Annotated in this window: 20 protein-coding genes; 14 read left to right on the top strand and 6 right to left on the bottom strand. The window is 45.3% G+C overall.

Annotated elements, in window-relative coordinates; all coding sequences use genetic code 11:
* The first annotated feature begins 377 nt into the window (after positions 1–377).
* Positions 378–1304, top strand: coding sequence for an ADP-ribosylglycohydrolase family protein (locus C170_RS24895; protein ID WP_036615248.1), 927 nt, complete (start codon positions 378–380; stop codon positions 1302–1304).
* 26 nt (positions 1305–1330) lie between these two features.
* A complete protein-coding gene (locus tag C170_RS24890) occupies positions 1331–2578 on the top strand; it encodes an MFS transporter (protein WP_036615246.1) in 1248 nt (415 codons plus the stop codon).
* A 66-nt stretch (positions 2579–2644) separates the two neighbouring features.
* Here the strand turns inward: C170_RS24890 and C170_RS24885 are convergent, their stop codons facing one another.
* Positions 2645–5056: a galactose-binding domain-containing protein gene (locus C170_RS24885; protein ID WP_162158993.1), complete on the bottom strand. Its 2412-nt coding sequence runs from the start codon at positions 5054–5056 to the stop codon at positions 2645–2647.
* A 650-nt stretch (positions 5057–5706) separates the two neighbouring features.
* Between C170_RS24885 and C170_RS24880 the strand changes: the two genes are divergently transcribed.
* From C170_RS24880 to C170_RS24865, 4 genes are all read left to right on the top strand, one after another.
* Entirely contained in the window at positions 5707–6519 is an 813-nt protein-coding gene (locus C170_RS24880; RefSeq protein WP_370511457.1) for an alpha/beta hydrolase, read from the top strand.
* A 219-nt stretch (positions 6520–6738) separates the two neighbouring features.
* Positions 6739–6918 (top strand): hypothetical protein, encoded by a 180-nt coding sequence (locus C170_RS24875; RefSeq protein ID WP_036615241.1) that lies wholly within the window; start codon positions 6739–6741, stop codon positions 6916–6918.
* 130 nt (positions 6919–7048) lie between these two features.
* A complete protein-coding gene (sigK, locus tag C170_RS24870) occupies positions 7049–7747 on the top strand; it encodes an RNA polymerase sporulation sigma factor SigK (RefSeq protein WP_017687130.1) in 699 nt (232 codons plus the stop codon).
* 682 nt (positions 7748–8429) lie between these two features.
* The gene (locus C170_RS24865; protein WP_036615239.1) at positions 8430–9791 is read left to right on the top strand and encodes an amino acid permease; all 1362 of its coding nucleotides are present in this window, start codon (positions 8430–8432) and stop codon (positions 9789–9791) included.
* Between the two features lie 56 nt (positions 9792–9847).
* Here C170_RS24865 and C170_RS24860 read toward each other — a convergent pair whose 3' ends face one another.
* Complete coding sequence (locus C170_RS24860) at positions 9848–11032, bottom strand: serine hydrolase domain-containing protein (RefSeq protein WP_051447384.1); 1185 nt, start codon at positions 11030–11032, stop codon at positions 9848–9850.
* Between the two features lie 170 nt (positions 11033–11202).
* Here C170_RS24860 and C170_RS24855 point away from each other — a divergent pair, with 170 nt between their 5' ends.
* The gene (locus C170_RS24855) at positions 11203–11655 is read left to right on the top strand and encodes an Lrp/AsnC family transcriptional regulator (protein WP_017687134.1); all 453 of its coding nucleotides are present in this window, start codon (positions 11203–11205) and stop codon (positions 11653–11655) included.
* 94 nt (positions 11656–11749) lie between these two features.
* Here C170_RS24855 and C170_RS24850 read toward each other — a convergent pair whose 3' ends face one another.
* Together C170_RS24850 and C170_RS24845 are read right to left on the bottom strand one after the other, a co-directional pair.
* Positions 11750–12955 carry an MFS transporter gene (locus tag C170_RS24850; protein ID WP_051447383.1) on the bottom strand — a complete coding sequence of 402 codons (1206 nt, stop codon included), beginning with the start codon at positions 12953–12955 and terminating at the stop codon, positions 11750–11752.
* Positions 12956–13174: 219 nt separating this feature from the next.
* Positions 13175–14239, bottom strand: coding sequence for an ABC transporter substrate-binding protein (locus tag C170_RS24845; protein ID WP_036615235.1), 1065 nt, complete (start codon positions 14237–14239; stop codon positions 13175–13177).
* Between the two features lie 166 nt (positions 14240–14405).
* Between C170_RS24845 and C170_RS24840 the strand changes: the two genes are divergently transcribed.
* Both C170_RS24840 and C170_RS24835 read left to right on the top strand, forming a co-directional pair.
* Positions 14406–15482, top strand: coding sequence for a FecCD family ABC transporter permease (locus C170_RS24840; RefSeq protein WP_200868519.1), 1077 nt, complete (start codon positions 14406–14408; stop codon positions 15480–15482).
* Positions 15483–15484: 2 nt separating this feature from the next.
* Complete coding sequence (locus C170_RS24835) at positions 15485–16252, top strand: ABC transporter ATP-binding protein (RefSeq protein WP_036615230.1); 768 nt, start codon at positions 15485–15487, stop codon at positions 16250–16252.
* 142 nt (positions 16253–16394) lie between these two features.
* On the opposite strand, the gene C170_RS24830 is transcribed toward C170_RS24835, so the two are convergent.
* Positions 16395–17027: a DUF421 domain-containing protein gene (locus C170_RS24830; RefSeq protein ID WP_051447382.1), complete on the bottom strand. Its 633-nt coding sequence runs from the start codon at positions 17025–17027 to the stop codon at positions 16395–16397.
* 154 nt (positions 17028–17181) lie between these two features.
* On the opposite strand from C170_RS24830, the gene rnhA reads away from it, so the two are divergent.
* The 5 genes from rnhA to C170_RS24805 all read left to right on the top strand — a co-directional run bounded on the left by rnhA (position 17182) and on the right by C170_RS24805 (position 21647).
* Positions 17182–17835 (top strand): ribonuclease H, encoded by a 654-nt coding sequence (rnhA, locus tag C170_RS24825; RefSeq protein WP_036615228.1) that lies wholly within the window; start codon positions 17182–17184, stop codon positions 17833–17835.
* A 332-nt stretch (positions 17836–18167) separates the two neighbouring features.
* Entirely contained in the window at positions 18168–19037 is an 870-nt protein-coding gene (locus C170_RS24820; RefSeq protein WP_036615225.1) for an alpha/beta fold hydrolase, read from the top strand.
* 299 nt (positions 19038–19336) lie between these two features.
* Positions 19337–20326 (top strand): serine/threonine protein kinase, encoded by a 990-nt coding sequence (locus C170_RS24815; protein WP_036615222.1) that lies wholly within the window; start codon positions 19337–19339, stop codon positions 20324–20326.
* Positions 20327–20635: 309 nt separating this feature from the next.
* Entirely contained in the window at positions 20636–21076 is a 441-nt protein-coding gene (imm48, locus tag C170_RS24810; RefSeq protein WP_051447381.1) for an Imm48 family immunity protein, read from the top strand.
* Positions 21077–21107: 31 nt separating this feature from the next.
* Positions 21108–21647 carry an RNA 2'-phosphotransferase gene (locus C170_RS24805; RefSeq protein WP_036615305.1) on the top strand — a complete coding sequence of 180 codons (540 nt, stop codon included), beginning with the start codon at positions 21108–21110 and terminating at the stop codon, positions 21645–21647.
* Between the two features lie 210 nt (positions 21648–21857).
* Here the strand turns inward: C170_RS24805 and C170_RS24800 are convergent, their stop codons facing one another.
* Positions 21858–22715, bottom strand: a complete 858-nt coding sequence (locus tag C170_RS24800) for an SDR family oxidoreductase (RefSeq protein ID WP_036615219.1) — start codon at positions 22713–22715, stop codon at positions 21858–21860.
* Between the last annotated feature and the right edge of the window lie 92 nt (positions 22716–22807).

The raw sequence follows: 22807 nt of genomic DNA, 5'->3' as shown, positions 1-22807 counted from the left end.
TTAATTTGGGAAAAAATATGCGTTTGAAGCTAATAAAACCGTAACATAGGACGAACCGAAGGGTCAAGCGCGTCATGATTGTTTACATTGAAAATTTTCACGTGTATGATTTGTTTTCAGAAAATGATGAACGTTGCAAACCGTTAACCCTTTTGCATGTAAGCGGTGTACTGAATAAACTGTTTTTACAGCTCAAAAAAATAAAACTTTTTTTATGAAAATTGGATAGTCTGGCCGTTCAACAGCTTTCGACACTTTTATAATAGAAGAAATGGAGCTGAATTTATTGGATTTTATTAGCTTTACGCCAGATCAGGCCCTGTGGGAGAATGGAAGAAAGATTCTGAAAGTATATGGAGTAAGGGAGGAAGACAAGCATGTTGCAAAAGGACCGTTTCAATGGCTGCTTCATCGGGCTTGCAGCGGGTGATGCGTTGGGAACTACCGTGGAATTCAGCAGCCCGGGCACATTTGAACCCGTAACGGATATCGTGGGTGGAGGTGTATTTGGGCTGGAGGCAGGGCAGTGGACAGATGATACATCCATGGCTCTGTGTCTGGCAGAAAGTCTGGTACGTAAGGCAGACTTTGATCCTGCGGATCAGATGCGCAGATACACCAATTGGTACAAGGTCGGGTATATGAGCAGCACAGGCGATTGCTTTGATATCGGCGGGGCCACGCGAAGTGCCTTGGAGAGGTTTGAGATAACTGGAGAAGCTTACAGCGGATCAACCGACCCGATGACGGCGGGCAATGGCTCTATCATGAGGCTTGCACCTGTCGTGATGGCTTACGCTAATCAACCAAACGAGGCGGTCCACTATGCTGGGCTGAGCTCCCGGACAACACATGCTGCAACGGAAAGCGTGGAAGCATGTGAAGTGCTGGCCGCCATAATTGTTGCCGGTCTGCACGGAGCGGACAAGAGCGTCATGCTGATGCCGGAGACATGCAGACAGTGGAGGGAAGAACCTACTTTTTCGCCTGCTATTGAAGAGGTTGTTATGGGTTCCTATCAGAGCAAAGAACCGCCGGAAATTAAGGGCAGCGGCTATGTGGTTCGTTCACTTGAAGCAGCACTATGGGCGTTTCATAAGTCATCAAGCTTTGAAGAAGGCGCGTTGTTAGCTGTTAATCTGGGTGATGATGCGGACACTACAGGTGCGGTGTATGGGCAGATCGCAGGTGCTTATTATGGATTGAGTGGTATTCCGGCACACTGGCGGGACAAGCTGGCTATGCGTGGAGCGTTCGAACAACTAACCGATGCCTTGTGGTTGAAGGCGACAGAAAATCGTTGATTAAGAGACAGGAGAAGAGAACATCTATGAGCACGACTGGACACACAGTACAACCACAGGTTTCACCGTCAGGTAAACGAGGGGCGTTTCCATTATCCCTGTTATGTCTGACGATAGGAGCTTTTGCGATTGGTATGACTGAATTTATTATTATGGGTCTGCTGCCCAATGTGGCAATAGACCTGAATGTAAGCATTCCGCAGGCTGGGCAACTCATTACGGGATATGCGCTTGGTGTAGCGGTAGGTGCGCCGATATTGACCGTATTTACACACAAGATTCCGCAGAAAAAACTGCTGGTGCTGCTGATGTGCATTTTCATTATCGGTAACGCATTGTCTGTCATTGCTCCTACTTACGGGTTGCTAATCTCAGCACGGATCTTAACGGCATTTGCTCATGGTACGTTCCTTGGTGTAGGTTCAATCATGGCGACGCGGCTTGTTGCGCCCGAGAGAAGGGCAGGAGCGGTATCGGTTGTTCTCGCGGGACTAACGATTGCCAACATTATTGGCGTTCCGTTTGGTACGTTTATCGGGCAACAGCTTGGATGGCGGTCATCTTTCGGGGCGATTACGATCTTGGGCATCATTTCGTTGATTGGTATCATTCGATTCATTCCCGTCCTCCCGCAAGGAGCACCAGCGAACCTCGGACAGCAATTTCGGAATCTGGTTCGTCCACAAGTGTTGCTGGTTCTGCTTATTGGGGCGTTGGGGTGCGGAAGTTTGTTTACAGTCTTCACCTATATTACGCCGATGCTTGTGGATATTAGCGGCTTTGCGGAGCAAAGTGTGACCTGGATTCTGGTGTTGTTTGGCTTCGGTGTAACCTTGGGCAATTTGGTTGGCGGCCGTCTGGCAGACTGGAAGCTGATGCCTTCGTTAATCGTCAACTTTGGTATCCTTGCTGTTCTTCTGGCAGTGCTCACGCTGACGCTGGAGAATCCGTATCTGGCAGTGCTCACGATATTTTTCTGGGGGGTTGCCGCTTTTGGTATTATGCCGGGACTTCAGATTCGGATTATGAATATGACTCGTGAAGCACCGCTACTTGCGACAACCTCAAGTCATTCGGCATTTAACCTGGGAAATGCCGCTGGTGCCTATATGGGTGGGTATGCAATTACGCATACAGGACTTATCTCAGTGCCTTTGTATGCTGCAGTAATTGCTGCACTGGGTTTACTGGGTTTGTTCATCAGTCTGTTGATGAAAGACAGACTGGCTTCACCCGAGGGTGCAGAGGTAGTTAATCCAGTATCCGTACACTAAACAGATGTCAAGAAAGCCTCAGCCATCCTGTGTAACCAGGGGCTGAGGCTTTTTGGGCATGATGTTTTAATAGATTTCAAGCTCATTGATTCGCACATAGGTTGGCTGATGGGAAGGACCTTTACTCGCTACGACACGGATCTTGGAGGTACTGACTGCTGAAAATGTGTGTGAACGCGTTAACTCTTGATTGCCTGTAATCTGTACAAGATTCACCCAATTTGAGCCATTCCAGTATTGCAGATCATAATTGGCAAGCGGGTATCCCTGGGTGGTGTACAGATCAATTCGCTGGATTGAACTCGATGCCGGCAAATCAATGACGACATATTGGGGAAGTGAGGAATTACGGTTATTGGCCCAGCTATAACTTTCCCCCAAGGCCGTGTTACGATCCCCGTCATTGATTCGGGCTGCTGAATACCCGGGATAGGTGGAAGTTACCGTTATGGCAGCATTTCGTGCCAGGTTCTGTCCGGTTCCCGGATTGGTAGGGGTTTTCACCAGATTCACCAAATTCCAGCGCAGCTCGAAGAGTTTGAAGGACTTATTAAATACAGCTCCTTCTCCTTTGACGAGAGCATCAATCTTTAGAGACATGGTACTGGGCACATTATTGCTGCTTGTCCATTTCCCTGTGCCTTCAATGCCGGCAAAAACACTTACCTCAAGTATTTTTTTGCCGGCAATTTTCAGACCGACTTCCGCTTTGGCTCCTGCCCAAGCAGTGATCTGTCCTTCAATTTTATGGGTTACCGTAAGATATCTGTTCACACTGCTGTAAGGCTGGATCTTCACGGGAATAAAGACACGTGTTTTCCCTTTGACTCCCGCGGTAACCGTGTATCCCTGATCGACCTGAAATTCAAAGGTGACGTTGCCGTCAATACCAATGACCAGAAAAACGCCGACAGATACGGCTCCGAGATTGCCAGCACCAATGTTGAAGCCCATGATTGGAACTTTGACTTCTTTTTTGAACTTGGCATCACCTTTGATATAGATGTTGGCTTTTTCACCAGCAGTAAATTTTAGATCATATTTTCCCCAAAATCCGTATTTCCCCGTAACTTTGGGTGCAATCAAGGTGAGCTTACCACCTGCTTCAACGAACACTTTGTTACCGTTTGCATTTTGTTGATTTACAAGTACCTTCTTGAAATCACAGACAAACTCATTGCCGGATTTTTTGCAATTGGCAAAATTACCTGCTTCAGCAGCACGAATCACATCATTCATGTCCGTTGAATTAATATCAGTTAATTCCGTGGAGTTTATTTCATTCAGATCCATATCATTTGTATCATTCATGTCCATGGAATTCGCATCATTCAGATCCATGGGTGCGATATCCGTGGAAGCGATATCCATTGTTTCCGCATCCGCAACCATGTCCATATTTGCATCCAAATCATTTTGAATCGTGTTGTCGATGTTGAACTGTCGCATTTCAGCATCGTCATTTATATCGGTCTCTAACAAGGAAGGGGTTTCCTGAACAAGCCATTCCTTGCTATCCAATACCATCTCAGGATCAGGCATGACGATATTACGCTCTTCGAACGAGACCTCCTGCTCGGGAATATCATAGTAATCGAACAATTCCTCCACACCCGGAGTGGTGTAATCTACCCGCATACCACCAGAGCTTCTATTGACGCTTGTAACTTTGATAGCCCGGGCAGAGGACTGATCGAGAAAGATCTGACCAGCAGCTAGGTTATTACCGATTTGGGCAGCCTCTTGGGTGCTAAGTTCTATAGAACCTTTCTCTTCCACCGTTTCAAAGACGGCATTTACAACGGGAAGTCTCTTCACCATGGAGGCAGGCATGGGTTGGGTCGGTTTTAACTGATAATCGACTTGCTCGAATTGACCTGAAGAAGAAATGGGATTGCTAATAGCCAGTCCATCTTCGGAGACGTTAAATGAGATTCGAAAATATGCTTCTGAAACTGGAGCATTCACATTGGTCTTGCCTGCCCAGATCCAGCGTGCACTGGTCTCCTCAGGCATGCCACTAATCTGTTTCCAAGGATCACTGCCATACCGTCCGAAGTCAGTAGCACGTGACCATGACGAATCATCGAATTTGGGTTGCTCCCAACCTTCGATATATCGTTCAGATACTTTCCAGTTGAAATCCGTAACCAGATTCTCATCTCCGTAGCTAAGGTCTGCCAGCAGTCCCGCATAGAGGCCTATATCCTTCGCTTGAACTGCAATCACATTGATGCCAGATTGAATCGGCACAGGGAACGTATAGGCTTTGGCCCAGTCGGTGCCTTTTCCCGTCTGTCTGCCGTTTATAAAAAGTGTGAACTCATCATCTGCGGTTATGGATATTTTTCCTTCATTGTTAGATGCAGCGTAGACATTGGATGGCCATAACCCCACAAGTAAAGGCAGCAATAATGTAATAACCAGGAATGAAGCCCATGCTTTTTTGATCGAAAAGCGTACATTGAACATCATCATTTTCCTCCCAGAAAATAAAGTAGTTGCAAAAGATATTGGTAGCCGAAACGTTGAAACTTTTGCGTAAGCATATCTCAGAAGAAAAATATTATGAATCTATTGAAATTGTTCATAGACACCCCCCTATGGAAGCTATAATAAGGTAAAATATTCAATTTAACAACAGTATTTTACAATTTTAAATTATGATTCGAAAATAAAGAAGAAAGAAGAAAAACTCTGATGCTCTAAGACCATTGAATTGAATCGCTAGAAATGAAAATATTGTTGCAAAAAATGGATAAATAAGTTTAAATATACTATATAAGTAATTCTATGTCGGGAAAACAGAGTGAAATCTACATGTTTCAGTGTTTTCTGAAGGGAAGGGAGGTGATCTAACCTGTTTATTGTAAGGGCTTTCAATTTTAGGTTGAGAGGAAGCTTACTTCACCGCGTTAGAAAAAGTTGAACTTCAGCATCAAGCGTAATCCAGTGAAACTTCGAGAAACGCATACTTAAGTTTGACAAAATTGAGAGGAGAAATTGAGATGAAAAAACGTATTACAATCCTTTTAAGTCTTTCGATGATCGTTGCCATGATTGCCCCAACAATGGCTTTTGCTACGGATTCCAGCGAGGTTGGTGCTCAGAACACAGCGTATGAATCTATGAATGTATCCGGCAATGACGCAAACAATGCGCTTGCTAATACTCCGGTGGTGCCGGCACCACCGGGTTTTGATGGCTATCGAAACAATATTCCGCACGGAAATACCAATCTGATATCCTATTACTCCACAACGGTGGGCAATACACGGAAAGCGACCGTGTATACACCGCCAGGATATTCTCCGAATAAAAAGTATAACGTCTTGTATCTCCTGCACGGCATCGGCGGGGATGAGCATGAGTGGGTCAATGCAATGAAACCCAAGAACATTTTGGACAACCTGTATTCGGAAGGCAAGCTGTCCCAGATGATCGTTGTCATGCCGAATGGCCGTGCCATGAAGGACGACCGTCCAGTCGGTGACATTTTTGCTCCGGACAAAGTGGCTGCGTTTGAACGGTTTGAGCAAGACCTGCTCAAGGATCTGATTCCTCATATCGAGGCCAATTATCCGGTATACAAAGACAAGAATAGCCGTGCGTTGGCCGGTCTGTCCATGGGTGGTGGGCAATCGCTTAACTTCGGATTGAAAAATCTGAATACCTTCGCTTGGGTAGGGGCCTTCTCGGCTGCACCGAATACGCAATCTGTATCACAGCTGGTTTCCAACCCGGGACAAGTAGCCAGCCAACTCAAATTGTTGTGGATCTCCTGTGGATCAAGTGACGGTCTGTTATGGGTCAGCCAGAACTTCAAAAACGGCTTGAGCAGCATGAATATTCCGCATACCTTTTATCTGGATGTAGGTGGACACGAACCATCTGTCTGGAACAGCGGCCTGTATCAGTTCTCACAAAGAATCTTCAAATAATTTAATTTGAATTAGCTTCTTGAAGCAATCGACAGGAGAAACAGGAATTCATATCGATATGTAGCCTCAGTTCTGTTCTGCACAGGGCTGGGGCTTTATGTTGGTTAGTGTGCGAATATGACATGATGAATGAGAGCGAATATGTTAGCATGAAGGAAGCAGATCCACATGGAGCGGGTAGTTAATTACATAGGTAGATACATGAAGGAGAGAAATAGGATGTTCTATTACAAAGGTGCATTCCGGGAAACGGACAATGTGATTTATTTTAAAAGCGATGTTTCATTAGCTCAGAATGATGTTGTCCTATTTGGTGAAAAGAAGTATTTTATCGAAAGTGTGGAAAAAGAATTTCTCCTGCTTCAGCGGGTGGGCTCCATTGTTTCTGTGAGTCTGTGAAATCTTCGCAAGATCATCCCCTTTTTCAAGTGTACGTGCACTTCTGGGCCTCTGCCTACATACAATAGATCGACCCTGTTCCCACATGTGCTCAGGCCAGATCGTTGTAAAACTGCAGGAGGTGTCATCTGTGCCCGGATTGTTTACCGCAATTGCTCTATTCATTAAAGAGTTAACGTTACTCGTCTCGTATGTCAAAAATAATGCGTTCCCCCAGCCACTGGCTGAGGGTGATGAAGCCAAACATTTACGCCTTATGGCTGAAGGCAATGCCCACTCTCGCAATCTGCTCATTGAACACAATCTGCGCCTCGTCGCGCATATCGTCAAGAAGTTCGACAATACGGGTGAAGATCAGGAAGACCTGATTTCCATCGGAACCATTGGTTTGATCAAAGCCATCGAAAGTTTTCAACAAGGCAAAGGCACGAAGCTTGCCACATTTGCGGCGAGGTGTATTGAAAACGAAATTTTGATGCATCTGCGTTCCCTGAAGAAAACACGCAAAGACGTATCCCTGCACGACCCTATCGGTACGGACAAAGAAGGCAATGAAATTACATTAATCGACATCCTTGGCACAGAAGCTGATGATGTTGTAGATCGGGTACAGCTCAAGATTGAAAAAAGCAAAATTTATCGCAATCTAGATATCCTGGATGACCGGGAGAAGGAAGTTGTAATCGGTCGATTTGGCCTGGAAGCAGGCGGGGAGGAACGAACTCAACGCGAAATTGCGAAGGAACTGGGCATCTCACGTTCTTATGTATCACGGATTGAGAAGCGGGCGTTAATGAAGTTGTATCATGAGTTTTATAAGCAAAAGTAGTTGTTGAACAGACCAGAGGGCGCCTTTATCGGGAGCCCTTTTTACTGTGAAGATGCTTAAAACTGGATCTAAATAGTATTAATTATTTGGGGTTATGACCTAAATAAAGGAATTTCCATTCCCGTTGAAGAATATCTTGTACACAGACCAATTTAATATATAAGGAGTAAATCATAATGAAGCAGCTTTTTCGGAAAACTCCACTGTGGTTTTTGTTAATCTGGATCGTAGGATTTATAATGATCGTTTTCAACTCGTTCCAATCAAACTCGGGTATCATTAACTTTATTGCGTTATTCATGATTAATGTTGCTAATGCTATTTGAATTTGGAAAAATGAACGTTCGTTAGCGATTACCTTTTTAGTTGTTGCCGCTCTATGCTTGGTTTATATTTTAGTATACTTCTATAGATATGTATAATCAGCATGACATGGCATGAGGATAACAAAGGAATGTACATAGGCTGATGATAATATGGATCGGATGTAACTCAAGATTAATAAAAGCCAAGGGCATCAAATAGGAGCATATGAAGTGGTCACCTCTTACAAAGGTGGCCTCTTTGCTTTTGCAAAAAAAATATATAAAAGAGGATATGTATTCTGAGCAGATTATTATATGATGAGTAATAATATTTTGCATCGTAGAGAGCATTTGCAGAAAGAGAGTGGTGGTTGATCATGCAGCAAGAAACGTTAACAAGGGGATTAAAGAACAGGCATGTACAGTTGATGGCGATCGGAGGTGCGATCGGTACAGGTCTGTTTCTCGGGGCAGGCAAAACGATTCAGCTGACAGGGCCATCCATCTTGCTGGCCTACATCATTACGGGTGTTGTGTTGTTCCTGATCATGCGTGCATTGGGGGAACTGCTGTTAAGCAACTTGCAGTATCATTCCTTTATCGATTTTGTGCGTGATTACCTGGGAAATATGGCGGCATTTATTACAGGCTGGACCTATTGGTTCTGCTGGATATCCATTGCCATGGCTGATATTACGGCCGTTGGTTTGTATACGCAGTTTTGGTTTCCGAATGTACCTCAGTGGATGCCAGGGTTAATTGCGTTAGTCATTTTACTAATCATGAACTTGGCAACGGTCAAGTTGTTTGGTGAGATGGAATTCTGGTTTGCCCTGATTAAAGTCGTGGCCATTCTGGCACTCATTGTTGTTGGTTTATATATGATATTCAAAGGTTTTACCACGGATCAGGGTCCAGCAAGTTTCACCAATCTGTGGAGTCATGGGGGATGGTTCCCGAATGGACTGCATGGGTTCATCATATCGTTCCAGATGGTGGTGTTCGCCTTTGTAGGCATGGAACTGGTGGGACTCACAGCGGGGGAAACGGAGAATCCGGAGAAGGTTATTCCTAGAGCGATTAACCAGATTCCGATCCGGGTACTGCTCTTCTATGTTGGCGCACTGCTGATTATTATGAGCATCTACCCGTGGAACGCCATTGTGCCTACTGAAAGTCCGTTTGTACAAGTGTTTGCCGCTGTGGGTATTGCAGCTGCCGCCGGCATTGTGAATTTCGTGGTACTGACTTCCGCAGCGTCAGCGTGTAACAGTGCCATTTTCAGTACAAGCCGTATGGTGTTCTCCATGGCAAAGGATCACAACGCACCTGAATCATTTGCAAGACTGAATAAGAGGAAAGTCCCTTCCAATGCGCTGTTTTTCTCCACGATCGTTATTCTGATCGCGATTGTGCTGAACTATATCATGCCAGAGGGTGTATTTACGCTGATCACGAGTGTGTCGACTGTGTGCTTCATCTTCGTCTGGGGCATCATGGTAATCTGTCACCTGAAATACCGCCGTACCCAGCCGGAACTGGCGAGTCGCAGTCGCTTCAAGCTGCCACTATATCCGTTTTCCAACTACTTCATTCTGGCGTTTTTGGTTTTTGTGTTGGTGGTCTTGGCGTTGGCTGAGGATACGCGAGTGGCGCTGTTTGTCACGCCGGTGTGGTTTATTCTGGTTGCTGGGGTCTACCTTCTCCAAAAGAGAAACTTGAGCAGTAACAGACTGTAGGATGTAGCTTCGTTTCTAAATAAAACCGCCCAATGAAATTGGGCGGTTATTCGTATTTATATTCTTGCAGCCTTTTGGCTTTCACGAATACCTGTGTAGATGGCATCACAGATATCGGTAGTATACTGGCCTGACATTCCTTCAAGTGCTGTATTGGTGAATGCTACGACACTAAGTTCTTTTTGTGGATCAACGAACCACGAGTGACCATAGGTTCCACCCATCCGCCACGTACCCGGGGATTCCGGTGTACCGGCTGCGACAGGATCTTTAAGTACGGTAAAACCAAGGCCAAACCCTCTGCCTGGCCAGTATGGCATCACGAGATCACCGATTTGATTGGTAGACATCTCAGCCGCAACGGCTTCTGTAAGGAGAGGCTGTCCTCCTAGTCGCAATGCTTCAAGTAAAGTAAGAAAATCTCCGGTACTTCCAACCATACCCGCTCCGCCCGACAAGTAAGCAGAAGTATGATTCACACGATTGGGTGACAGTCGGAAGCCAGCAGTACCCTCAATAAAAGGAATCAGCTCCAACTCCTGATGAAGGAGACGCGGTTCTTCAGAACCATTAGCATATGCGGCTGTCAATCGTTCCGAATCCACCGCAACAAAGTCAGTGTCGGTCATGTGGAGTGGATGAGTAACCAGCGTTTGAACAGCTTCTCGTAGTGACATCCCAGTTACCTTTTCGATAACGGCACCAAGTACATCTGTCGCAATGGAATATCTCCACATGTTGCCTGGCTCATACAGAAGCGGAGCAGAAGCCAGCCTTTGCAGATTCTCCTCCAGACTCATTTCAGACCAATCCATTCCGTCCGATACCCCTGCAAGCTCATAGGTTCCCTGATCTTCTTGGAAGAAACGGTATGTCAAGCCTGCGGTGTGTGTCATCAACTGATGTACTGATATTAAAGCGTCCTGACCATTGGCAAGTTTGGGCCGGAATGCAGGAAGCCAGCGTGTCACCGGATCATGCAGACTCAGCTTTCCTTGTGAGATTAATGCCAGAGCTGCTGTCGAGACAATAGGTTTGGTTACGGAAGCAAGTCGAAACAGAGCGTTTTCCGACATGGTGCGTTTTTGCTCCCTGTCTGCGAAACCAGCAGCCCGGCTATATACCAGTTCCCCTCCTAATGCAACCTGTACAACTGTTCCTACAATTCTTTTTTCGCTTAGAGCGCGGTCAATGGCTTCATCCACACAATTATGCAATGTCGTCATGTCTTTTTTTCTCATGTTTATCTTCCTCTCACCAACTGATGTATTTGATTTCTCATGATAACTGTGTTTATTATATAAATGATTGATCTTGTATTACATGGTTTGTTAAAGGCATTATAATGAATTAGCGAATATACTTAAGGTGATTTCTGAATATATCTTATGTATTTAAAGGAGTGGATCACATGGACGAAATAGATCAGCATATTCTGTATCACTTGGAGAATCAGGCGAGATTATCCATGACCGAACTCGGCAAACTGGTGGGGTTATCTCAGCCCGCCGTTACTGAACGAGTCAAACGAATGGAAGAAAAGGGAATTATTGAGGAATATCGAACCGTAATCTCCCCATCCAAATTGGGCAAGCAGAGCACAGCCTATGTTCTTTTTCGTACGCGGGATTGTTATCCTTTCCTGGATTTCTGTCGTGCGTCACCTGAAGTTGTGGAATGTTATCGGATAAGCGGAGAGTACAATTACTTGCTGAAAATCCTCACAGATACCATTCAGGGACTCGAGGAGTTTCAGAACAAGTGTGATCCGTACGGTACTTACATGACTTTAATCACCATGTCTTCTCCAATTGCACATAAGAATCTAGTGGAAGGACCAAATCTGTTGGCACAGGCAGAATAAGATTCTGGTCTTTAAAATGAAAAACAGAAGAGGAGTCCACATCAAGTGAACTCCTCTTTCCTCCTGCGTGTAACTCATGAAAAATGCCTTCCTGTTAATTTGCTCTGGTAAATCCATATTTATAAGCACGCCTAGCTACAAGCAACGCAGGAATAAGCAAGATAAACAGCGCCCCAGAAAGGTATCCTGCTCCAAATACTTCAAGAAGAATGGCCCCGATGATGCCTCCTCCACCAATTGCCAGATTCCATGCTGTAACCAGCATCGATTGGGCGACATCTGTGCTTTTGCCTCCGGCTTGAGCGATGGCAGTCTGTAACAGTGTCGCGGCCCCGCCAAACGTAAGTCCCCAGATCATGACGCCAAGGATAATAATCACAGGTTGATGAGTAGCGATTCCCATCGCGACAGAGGCTAGAGCGAATGATGCCAAGCTGATGATAACTAATCTCCTCAAAAATCGGTCAATGAGCATTCCGGTTAACCAAATTCCAACAATGGAAGTAATACCGAAAATGAGCAAAATCAAGTCGACTCTGTTAGCAAATGCGGTCTGGGCAAGGTAGGGAGAAATATAGGTATATAGGATGTTATGGGCAAGCATCCAGGCCAGAACAACAAACAGAATAGGCCTAACTCCCGGAATTAAAAACACCTTATGCAGTGGAAGACGTTCACCAGCTGGCTCTCCGGCAAAATCCGGCATTCTCCAGAGAACCCATACGATTAAAGCCACGGTTAGAAGAGATACCATCCCGAAGATGAGGCGCCAGCCGACATAAGAACTGAGAAAACTACCGATTGGGACACCCAGGGCTAATGCTAACGGTGTGCCGACCATAGCCACAGCCATGGCTTTACCTTTTAGCGAATCCGGGACCATCCGACGTGCATAACCTGCTGTCATGCCCCATAACACACCCGCAGAGACTCCAGCCATGAAACGAGCAGCAAGTGTCAGGATATAATCCGAAGATAAGGCGGTAACGGTGTTAAAGACAAGAAAACCACTAATGCATACTAACAGTAGAGGTCGGCGTCTCCATCCGCGTGTAGCAGCAGTCAAGGGAATGGCAGCAACAAGTGATCCAATGGCATAAAGAGTCACCAACTGTCCGGTGAAGGCTTCTGTGATCCCCAAGTCTTTTGCAATTTGCGGCAGCAGTCCCGCAGGCAGGCTTTCGGTGAGGATGCAAATAAATCCCGCCATGGCTAAAGCAAGTAGCCCAGCCCACGGAAGGCGTTCTGAAGATATGGAAGGCAGCTCCCTTTGTTTTGGGAGGGGTGTGTTAATGGCCATGAATAAAACCTCATTTCTTATATTTTAATCCTATCCAGAACTATGCATATAAGCTTATCTGAAAAAATCAAACTTTTGCATACAGGATTAAAGGTTAGAAGGAGGTTTTAACATGATATTTAATTTAATTTGTGAGTTTATCCGTTAATTTAGTATGTTCTAAAGTGAACTGAAAAAAGAGCAGTGAGAATGTCTTCTCCTGCTCATTGGCTCAAGTCATTAATTGATTGGATTAGCTTTCATTTCCTGTCCCATTTTCTCAATACCGTCCAGAATTTGATATCCATAACCCCAGAACTGGCTGAAATCTGTGACATAGATCTGTTTGTTTTTGATTGCGTTCATACTTTGCAGGGCAGGGTTGGCATACAGATTTTGAATCAGCTTATCGATATCCGGTGAACCGGCATACGCGGACAAGAGCAGGTAGTCCGGGTTCGCTGTGATCAGTTGCTCAACACTTACCTCACCTTGCACACCATCAAACGTATTTTTCAGCCTCAACAGGCCAAGTGCATCAAGCTGATACGTATCATTTTGCATGCTGCTGACCGTAATGGTGTCTTCCGTAGCGGGTACGATATAGGCAAAAGTATGCTCAGGCTGATCGGCTACACTTGCCTTAATGGCTGCAACGCGAGTCTTCAGACTTTCCGTGAATGTTGCGGCATTATCTTGAACATCGAAGATCTGCCCAAGTTGTGCAATATCACTATACAGGCTATCTAGTGAGCCTTTGTGATTTGTCGTTTGCAGGAACGTGCGGATATTCATGTCATTCAATCCATCGACCGTACCCACGCCCCAGTCTGCATCAGCGAACAGGTCGCCCCGTCCGAGTACCAGATCCGGGCTTGCGCCTACGACCAGCTCTTTACCTACATAATCCTTGGACAATACCGGAATTTTGGCGAAATCATCAGCCACATCGGGTGTAACGGAACCATAAAGAGCAGCAACACCGACCATTTTATCGGTCAGACCTAATTTGATGAGCATCTCAGCCGCAGATTGGGTATTCGCAACAACACGTTCAGGTGCTTTATCGAATACTTGCACTTTGGGTTTCCACTCGCCACCCTCACCCGAGATCGTGAAATTCTCAATGGTGAGCGGGTACGTCGTTTTATTTGTATTCTCAGCAGGAGCTGAAGTTTCTGTCGTGTTAGTTGTTGAAGTTGTCTCTTCGGCAGGGGAAGAAGTTGATGCATTCGAACAGGCTGCAAGCAGTAGTAACAGGAGACTTAGAGCAGCAAAGCCAATGGTTCTGGATGTGAATTTCATTAAATGATGAACCCCTTTTCTATGTGTTTTAAATTGACAAAGATAATCATTCTCAATTATAATCCGAGAAAACACATTGTAAATAGCTAAATTTAATTTGTTCTACATTTTACGCGAATTGATGGGGGAAGAGATGGCACAGACGGTTCAGGTTCAGACACAGCGTATGGGGAAAAGAGAGTCTCTGATTCATAGTAAATCCGGGTTTGCTTTACTGATTGCAGCTTTAATCATGATTACGCTTATATCCGTAGGTATTGCAGTTTCCATTGGACAGGTACAAATTCCACTGGCGGAGTCATATCGTATTCTTCTATACAAATTAACGGGATTTCAGTGGGGGACAACACCCATTGAGGCAGGTTCCTTTACCGATATCATTTGGCAGATTCGTTTCCCGCGTGTGCTGATGGCGATGTTTATCGGCGCAGGCTTGGCCTTGTGCGGTGCTGTTATGCAGGCTGCTGTGCAGAATCCGCTCGCTGATCCTTACATACTGGGTATATCCTCAGGCGCTTCACTTGGAGCAACCTTTGCAATTCTTATTGGATTCGGTGCGATTGGGTGGCTAGGTCAGACGGGGGTGGCTTTCTGGGCCTTTGCCGGTGCGATGGGTGCGTCATTACTAGTCCTGACTTTGGCAGGGATTCGGGGGCAAATGACGTCGGTCAAGCTGGTGCTTGCGGGAATGGTGATTAACGCGTTATGCAGCGCTTTTTCGAACTTTATTATTTATTTTGCCAACAATGCTGAAGGCATCAAAACGGTGACGTTCTGGACCATGGGCAGCCTGGCGGCTTCCGGATGGAACAAGCTTCCGCTCGTAGGTATCGTCGTGCTGGTGGCGATTCTATTTTTCCTTTTACAGTCCAGAGTTCTTAATACGATGTTGTTGGGGGATGAAGCAGCTGTTACGCTGGGCATTAATCTGAGTGTGTATCGCAGACTGTACATGCTGTTAACCGCTTTGGTGACAGGCGTTATGGTGGCGAGCTGTGGCATGATTGGTTTTGTTGGACTCATTATTCCGCATATTGTCAGAGGTCTCGTGGGTTCCGACCATCGTAAAGTGATGCCTGTATCCGTGCTGTTTGGAGCCATTTTCCTCATCTGGACGGATGTTATTGCACGATCCCTCATATCCAGCGTGGAGTTGCCAATCGGTATTATTACGGCCATGATTGGCGCACCAATGTTTATGTATATGCTGGTCAAAAAAGGCTACGGTTTTGGAGGAAATTAAACATGAAGCTGAACGTAGAAAATGTATCCATCTCTGTGCTGAACACGGACATCATCAAGGATATTTCATTGCTGGTGAACGGTAAACAGTTCGTCGGACTGATCGGACCCAATGGTTGTGGCAAGTCAACGCTGCTCAAGAGCATTTATAAAGTGATCAAACCGCAGCAAGGCAAGGTTTTTCTGGACAATACCGATATTCTCAAATCCAGTCCAAAGCTTGTTTCCAGACACATGGGCGTTGTTGGCCAGTTTAATGAATTGAGTTTTGATTTTACGGTGCGTGAGATGGTCATGATGGGCCGTACCCCACACAAAAAAATGCTGGAGACGGATAATGAACGGGATCATGAAATCGTCGGGCAGGCTTTGGAAAAAGTACATCTGACTGGACATGCAGACCGCAATTACGTGTCTCTGTCTGGTGGAGAGAAACAGCGTGTGGTCTTGGCGCGTGTCTTGGCACAGCAACCCCAATTCCTGATCCTGGACGAGCCGACGAACCATCTGGACATCAAATACCAGCTTCAGATTCTAAATATTGTCCGTGGACTCGGCATTGGCATATTGGCAGCGCTGCATGATCTCGAACTCGCCGCAGAATATTGCGATTATCTCTATGTGGTGAAAAAGGGCCAGATTGTGGTCCATGGCAAACCGGCTGATATTCTGACTCGCGAGATGATTGGTGAGGTATTTGATGTCGATTGTGAAATCTATACAAATCCAGTTACGGGCGGCTTAGGCATTGCTTACCTGAGTACACGTTGATTGGGGCTATATCTTCGTTTGGATGACATGGAGAAATCTTTCGAAATAATCAATTGAAGTGAAAATAGACCGTGCCTGTTGGAGCGATGTTGTTGAGTGCTCACAAGGCCGGTCTTTTGTTTTTTAGGTGGGTAGGAATCAACTATTGAAGCTTGGGATCAACGGGATGAGCATGAGCACCTTTACTTACTTCTTGGAAGATATCTGAGGAGTTATCGCTATGCGTTGAAGAATTGTTGCTGTTGTCTTGTTGTGGGTGTTCTCCCGTTGCTGGACCACTGCCTGTAATCGCATAACTTCGTAAGATCTCTTCCAGATCTCCAATCGTCACAGGACGAGCATGTCGTTTCAGGACATAACCGAGTTGACCATTGGGTTCCACCGTCGCCGTCTCCAGATCATCTACACTTGTAATTCCGTGCTGTCGCATATGCATCTCAAGCTGATCCATCGTATAACGCATGCGTTTCAGATTCGGGATAATGACCTTTCCGTCCTCTACCACGATTTTGGAACTGCCACTCATTAACCGTTCAAAAATATTAAATTTCAATTGCAGTTGTTCCACTACAAGCAATGTCAAAATGAAGACTGATGCTGATCCAATCGCTTTGCCAAGTTCATGATTTGCGATAGGCTGTACAATCGTTGTTCCGATGGAGATCATGATGACCGTTGTGGCGACACTCATCTGTGAGATCGACTTACGTCCTGCAATTCGCAGCAGAATCATGCCGATAAGTACAAGTAAAACAGATTTCCATATCCAGTCCATACGTATATTCCTTTCTATTCCAGTATGCGTTTTGCTTCTTAGACTGTTCTGGAGTTGGAGAAATTATGCAGATGGATAAATCCATAGCTTTCATTCCGCCCACCGGATCGTTTACAATAGGGTATTGATGAAGTGAACAAAGGAGCGGGTTACAGTGGCAAAACAGAAATACTATGTTGTCTGGGAAGGCAAGAAGCCGGGTGTGTATAACACATGGGCAGATTGCAAAGCGCAGACGGATCATTATACTGGAGCAAAATATAAATCCTATGAGTCCAAAACAGCCGCAGAAGAAGCGTATCGTGCTGGATGGAAAGGGAACTGGGGTTCAAGTGCAGGCGGAGCGTCGAAGACAAAGTCGGCTGGTAGCGGAAGAAGTGCTGGCATGGAAACGTCAGAGGAAGTGGATTACGACAGCGTCTCTGTTGATGTGGGCACACGTGGTAACCCCGGACCTGTAGAATACAAAGGGGTAGACACCCGCACCGGTGAGGTTATTTTCTCCGTCGGACCGATCTCCAAAGGCACGAACAATCTGGGCGAATTTTTAGCCATTGTACATGCCCTCGCACATCTGAAAAAAGAAGGCAGTACCAAAACGGTGTATACCGACTCGGTCAATGCCATGAAATGGCTAAAGCAGAAAAAAGTAGCCACAACGTTGCCAAGAGACAACTCCACGGAAGAGATCTGGTTGATGATTGATCGTGCCGAGCAGTGGCTCCAGACGAATACGTACAGCAATAAAGTGCTAAAATGGCAGACCAAACAGTGGGGCGAAATCAAGGCAGATTACGGCAGGAAGTAGGTATTTATCCGTATCAATTTCATAATACCTTTCGCTGCTTCAATCAAGGCTAGATATAGATCAAAGCGGTTTAATTTGTCTATATCTAGTTACAAAAATCCATTTTTAGTGAGTTATGAAATTGATTTTTCCAAAGGATGCCTCCTTAATTTCTGGTCTATTAGAATCGTTATTTACAATTTCCAGTTTCCGCTCTATAATCATCTGAATATGATTAGTTAAACATATGGAGGAGCCTGTCATCTGCAGGCCCTCTTTATCTTTTTGGTCCACTGATTAGCAAGTCCATTCAATAGAATGGGGTATTTGAGTATATATTGCAGGAGGCAGACATGAGTTCCATTTATAGAAGTGAAGAAGGCAAGAGCAGCATACTTGAAGAGTATGAGATTTATTTGAACGAGTTGGGTGAGGAATTTACTCGGGAGTATGTAGAGACGCGTTTTGGAAAGACGCATGTTTTACTGACGGGTCCTCTAGATGGTAAGCCGTTATTTATTCTCCAGGGCGGTAATTGTGTGAATCCGATGACATTGTCATGGTTCTCTTCTTTATTTAAAGAATACCGAATTATTGCTCCTGATACGATTGGTCATCCTGGTTATAGTGAGGAGGCGAGTATCTCCACACGGTTTGATAGTTTGGCTTTATGGGTATCGGATCTGCTGGATCACTATGATATTGAAAAGAGTGCATTTATCGGTCCATCGTTTGGAGGAGGCATTATCCTCAGACTGGCTACCTATATTCCGGAACGCATCTCGTGTGCCGTATTGGTTGCTCCTGCGGGTCTTGCGGTCAATTCCAAAATTAAAACAGCTCAGGATATCACGCTGCCACTCGTCAAGTATCGTATGACGTCTTCACCATCTTCTTTGCAAAAAATTACGGACAACATGTCATGCAACTGCATGAAAGAAATGGATAAAAACATTATCGGCAAACTTTTTAAATACGTCAGCATAGATCAGGATCTGCCCAAGCTTACGGAGCGGGAAGAACTGGTGAACTACACGTCACCAACCTTGTTATTGGTGGGGGAGAAGGATGTCTTTTTCCCAGCGGATAAGTGTATTGAGCGAGCTCAAAAGATTATTACGAATGTAGAAGCCATCAAGTATGATACAGGACATTTTCCTTCACAGGACGTATTGGTTCAGATGAACGAGGAAATCGGGCGTTTTTTACAGAATAATTATTAATAAAAGCTGTAAATGAAGGATGGGAAATGTTTTTCTCCAGTTTAATAAAGTAATTACATCCATCTGTCGATACTCTATATAAGAGAATGCTTTTCTTCTATAGAGTAGTGTGGATAGGGATTAGCAGTATATCGCAGAAGGCTTGATATCATTAATATTTAAATATTTCGCGTTAAGGTGTTTCAAATTGCATCATTTGGTTTATATGTATAGTTGGCGATGAATTGCTGACTGGTTAAACCAAGTGATGCATTTACGCGGAAAGTCTTCCGATCGACAAGGTTGAAAAGAGGTCTGTTATGAGAAAAGACAATTGTAAAATGACATTGCAGCGTAATGTGATTATAAATGATACATATCAGGTAAGACAGGTATTAGCCAGCAGTGAGTTGGCTATTGTATATGCAGGGCGAGATCGTAACACAGGTGCAAAAGTAGCCATTAAGGAATTTTTCCCACAGAGAATGGCTGAACGGCAGGCAGACAAGCGAGGGGTGTTCTGCTCTTCACGAGGATACGGTGGGCAATATCAGGAGTTACTGGCTGCATTTCTACTCGAAGGTGAACTATTATCGAAACTGGATCATCCCCATATTGTATCGTATATGGATCATTTTGAAGCAAATGGTACGGGGTATCTGGTTATGGAATACTGCACGGGAATCACATTGACCGAGTATTTGAATGAACATAATCATGCTCTTGATGCTGCTTTCATAACGGAGACGCTGCTTCCACTGGTGGATACATTGGATTACATACATAAGCAAGGCATTCTTCACCGGGATGTGAAACCTTCCAACATTATGGTTATGGAGGATGGTACACCTAAACTTCTGGACTTTGGCTCAGCTACCCGTTGGCCTATGCAATCCGGAGAGAAACAGGTGATATTCACATCGGCAGGTTATTCTCCACTGGAGTTTTATTCGGAGAAATCCAGTCAAGGACCGATGTCGGACATCTATAGTTTGGCAGCTCTGCTCCATTATTGGACATGCGGGCAACCCCCTATGGACGTGAAACAGCGGTTGTTCCAGGATGAATTGCCATCTGTTCGCTCACATAATGAGTATGTGAATCCTTGGCTCGCTCGTGTTATTCATTGGGGGTTGACGGTTCGTTCTGAGAAACGCTGTGCTTCCTTAGCTTGGGTCAGAAGCTCGCTGCGAGTTCAAGCCTGGGTATGGAAAGTGCGCAAGCCAGGTACAGTGGAATGGTCTTTAGCCGAGAATGAACATACGCAGGTCTATGAAGTGGAGTCGAAAAAGCAACATGAGATGGCTTGAGTTATAACACCTCTTTTATAAAATGGTATGCTAGATGAGCATATTCGTACAATAAATTAAACCAAGTCGACTTATAAAAGAGGAGATTTGGTTTTTTTGTTATTTATTAAGTTATAGGGAATCGGATGTAATTGAATGACGTTATATTTTATAGAGTTCGTCTCGAAGTTAGCCAGACGATAAATCATGCCGTGATTAACAGCTCCACCTATAGATAGAATTTGAAACGAACACCCCAACTCCGATACAATGTTCTCATAGAGTCTGAGAGAATGGATCAAATACGGTGCAGAAATGGAGAAAACCAATATGACTGAATTTATCAACGCTGACGATATTAATGACGTAATTCTGGCTGCGGCAGCAAACGAGTTGGAGCAGATGGTGGACAAAATGTGTGAGCTGATTGGCACGCCTTTGGAACAGACGACAGAACTGGAGCGTCAGGTCATGGCTGCTTTTGGTTTTGGCGCGGTGTATGGCATCACTCATCGGGATCAGCTGGCGGAGCCGCAGGCCCATGCCTTGAGCATTCGGATGCTGATTAAACCATTTAATTACAGTGAGCAGCAGGCGGTTGATTTTGCCGATGATCTGATTCGGGTGGCTTCCGATCGTGAGGTTCATCCGGTGATGAATACGATTATCCAACGTGGGATTGATGGACACCGCCAATTCAACCAGGAAAACGATGAAGGATTGGAACGTAACATTCAGGAGATTTTAACAGCGGTTCAATCGCAAAAATAGACGGTTTTATTAGATGTGGGAGATGATTGCATTGGATCTGATGAAATTAAGCAAGGAACTCTCATACGCTCTGCGACATGCACCATGGGAGTATGAGCTGGAACTGGACGAAGAGGGTTGGGTGGAAATCTCGCAATTGCTGGTGGCTTTACATGAAAGTCCGCAGTGGAAGGGAGTCACGCAAGTTGATCTGGAGCAGATGATTCAAGCCTCGGAGAAAAAGAGACATGAAATCCGTTCTGGCCGCATTCGGGCATTGTATGGACATTCGACACCCCATAAGATATCGAAGATATCTGCTGAGCCACCGGAAACCCTGTACCATGGGACCCCGGCACGCGCAGTGCATTCTATTATGGAACATGGCTTACAGCCGCGGCAAAGGCAATATGTACATCTGTCCGCAGACATCGATACAGCCAATCAGGTGGGACGAAGACGGGATGATCAGCCTGTCATTTTGAGAATCAATGCTGCTCAAGCGGCCACAGACGGAATCCTCTTTTATCATGGAAACGAAAATATCTGGCTGGCCGATCACATTCCTGCACGTTATATTCTTGAGCAGTGAGCAGTGAGCAGTGAGCAGTGACTGGTGAGCAATGAGTGATGAACTGTTGTGGACAACATAAATGCCTATCTCAAATTGCAACAGTCGCATTGAATGGATTGAATGTGCAGTCTTCCGTTCAAGTTGTATACCGTTGTATTGACCGTTAGCTACACAAAAAAAGGGACGCATCCAACATTTGTTGGTGTGTCCCTTTCTCATATCCAAAACTTACTTGCCTACAATTGCTTTAATACTTTCGCTAAGTGGCTGAGCCGGACGGCCAAGCAATTTCTCTAAAGTATCACTTTCTACAGCCAATGCGCCTTCACGGATGGCACTTTGCATATCAACAAGCATCGATACGACAAAGTCCGGTAGACCTGCGCCTTTCATGATGTCAGCGTAAGCGGCATCGTTCACGTTTTGCACGTTGATTTCCTGCCCAAGCACTTCACCAACAATGGCAGCCAGTTCAGCTTGCGTGCGTAGTTTGCCGGACAATTCATATACGGTATTCTCATGTCCTTCTCCTGCGAGAACAGCTGCAGCAGCATGGGCGTAGTCACTTCGGGTAGCCCAGCCTACTTGGCTGTTGTTGGTGGCATGAACCCAAGGTGCACCTTGGGTAGCTGCTTGCACACTGCCTGCTTCATTTTCCAGGTACCAGTTGTTGCGCAGGAAGGAATACGGAATGCCGGATTCACGAATAGCTTTTTCTGTAGCGCGGTGAACTTCCGTCAGGGAAAGGGTATTTTTCTCTGCATTCACAACGCTTGTATAAGCGATGAAACCCACGCCTGCGTTCTTGGCAGCGTCAATGGCAGCCTGATGTTGGCGAATACGCGTTTCATTGTCACCATCAGTCGAGATGAGCAACAGACGGTCTACACCGGCAAAAGCTTTCTCCAACGTCTCCGGTTGATCGAAATCACCATGACGCACGTCAACCCCTTGAGTGCGGAGTGCTTCCGCTTTTTCCGGATTACGTACACTTACTGCCAAACCTTTGGCAGAATCCGTTTTTAACAATGCCTCTACAACCAGTGAACCCAATTGACCTGTTGCGCCAGTAACCAAAATTTTCATTTTCTTTTCCTCCTAGGATATGTGTTTTGTTTGCATATGGTTGTAATCGAAAATGTTATAACAGGTGTGATTACAACGAAAGGGTTAAAAAA

The sequence above is a fragment of the Paenibacillus sp. FSL H7-689 genome (genome assembly GCF_000517905.1).
In the GTDB taxonomy this organism is placed as follows: Bacteria; Bacillota; Bacilli; order Paenibacillales; family Paenibacillaceae; genus Paenibacillus; species Paenibacillus amylolyticus.
The sequence above is the reverse complement of the archived record's forward strand: the minus strand, read 5'-3'. Positions and strand labels throughout refer to the sequence as shown.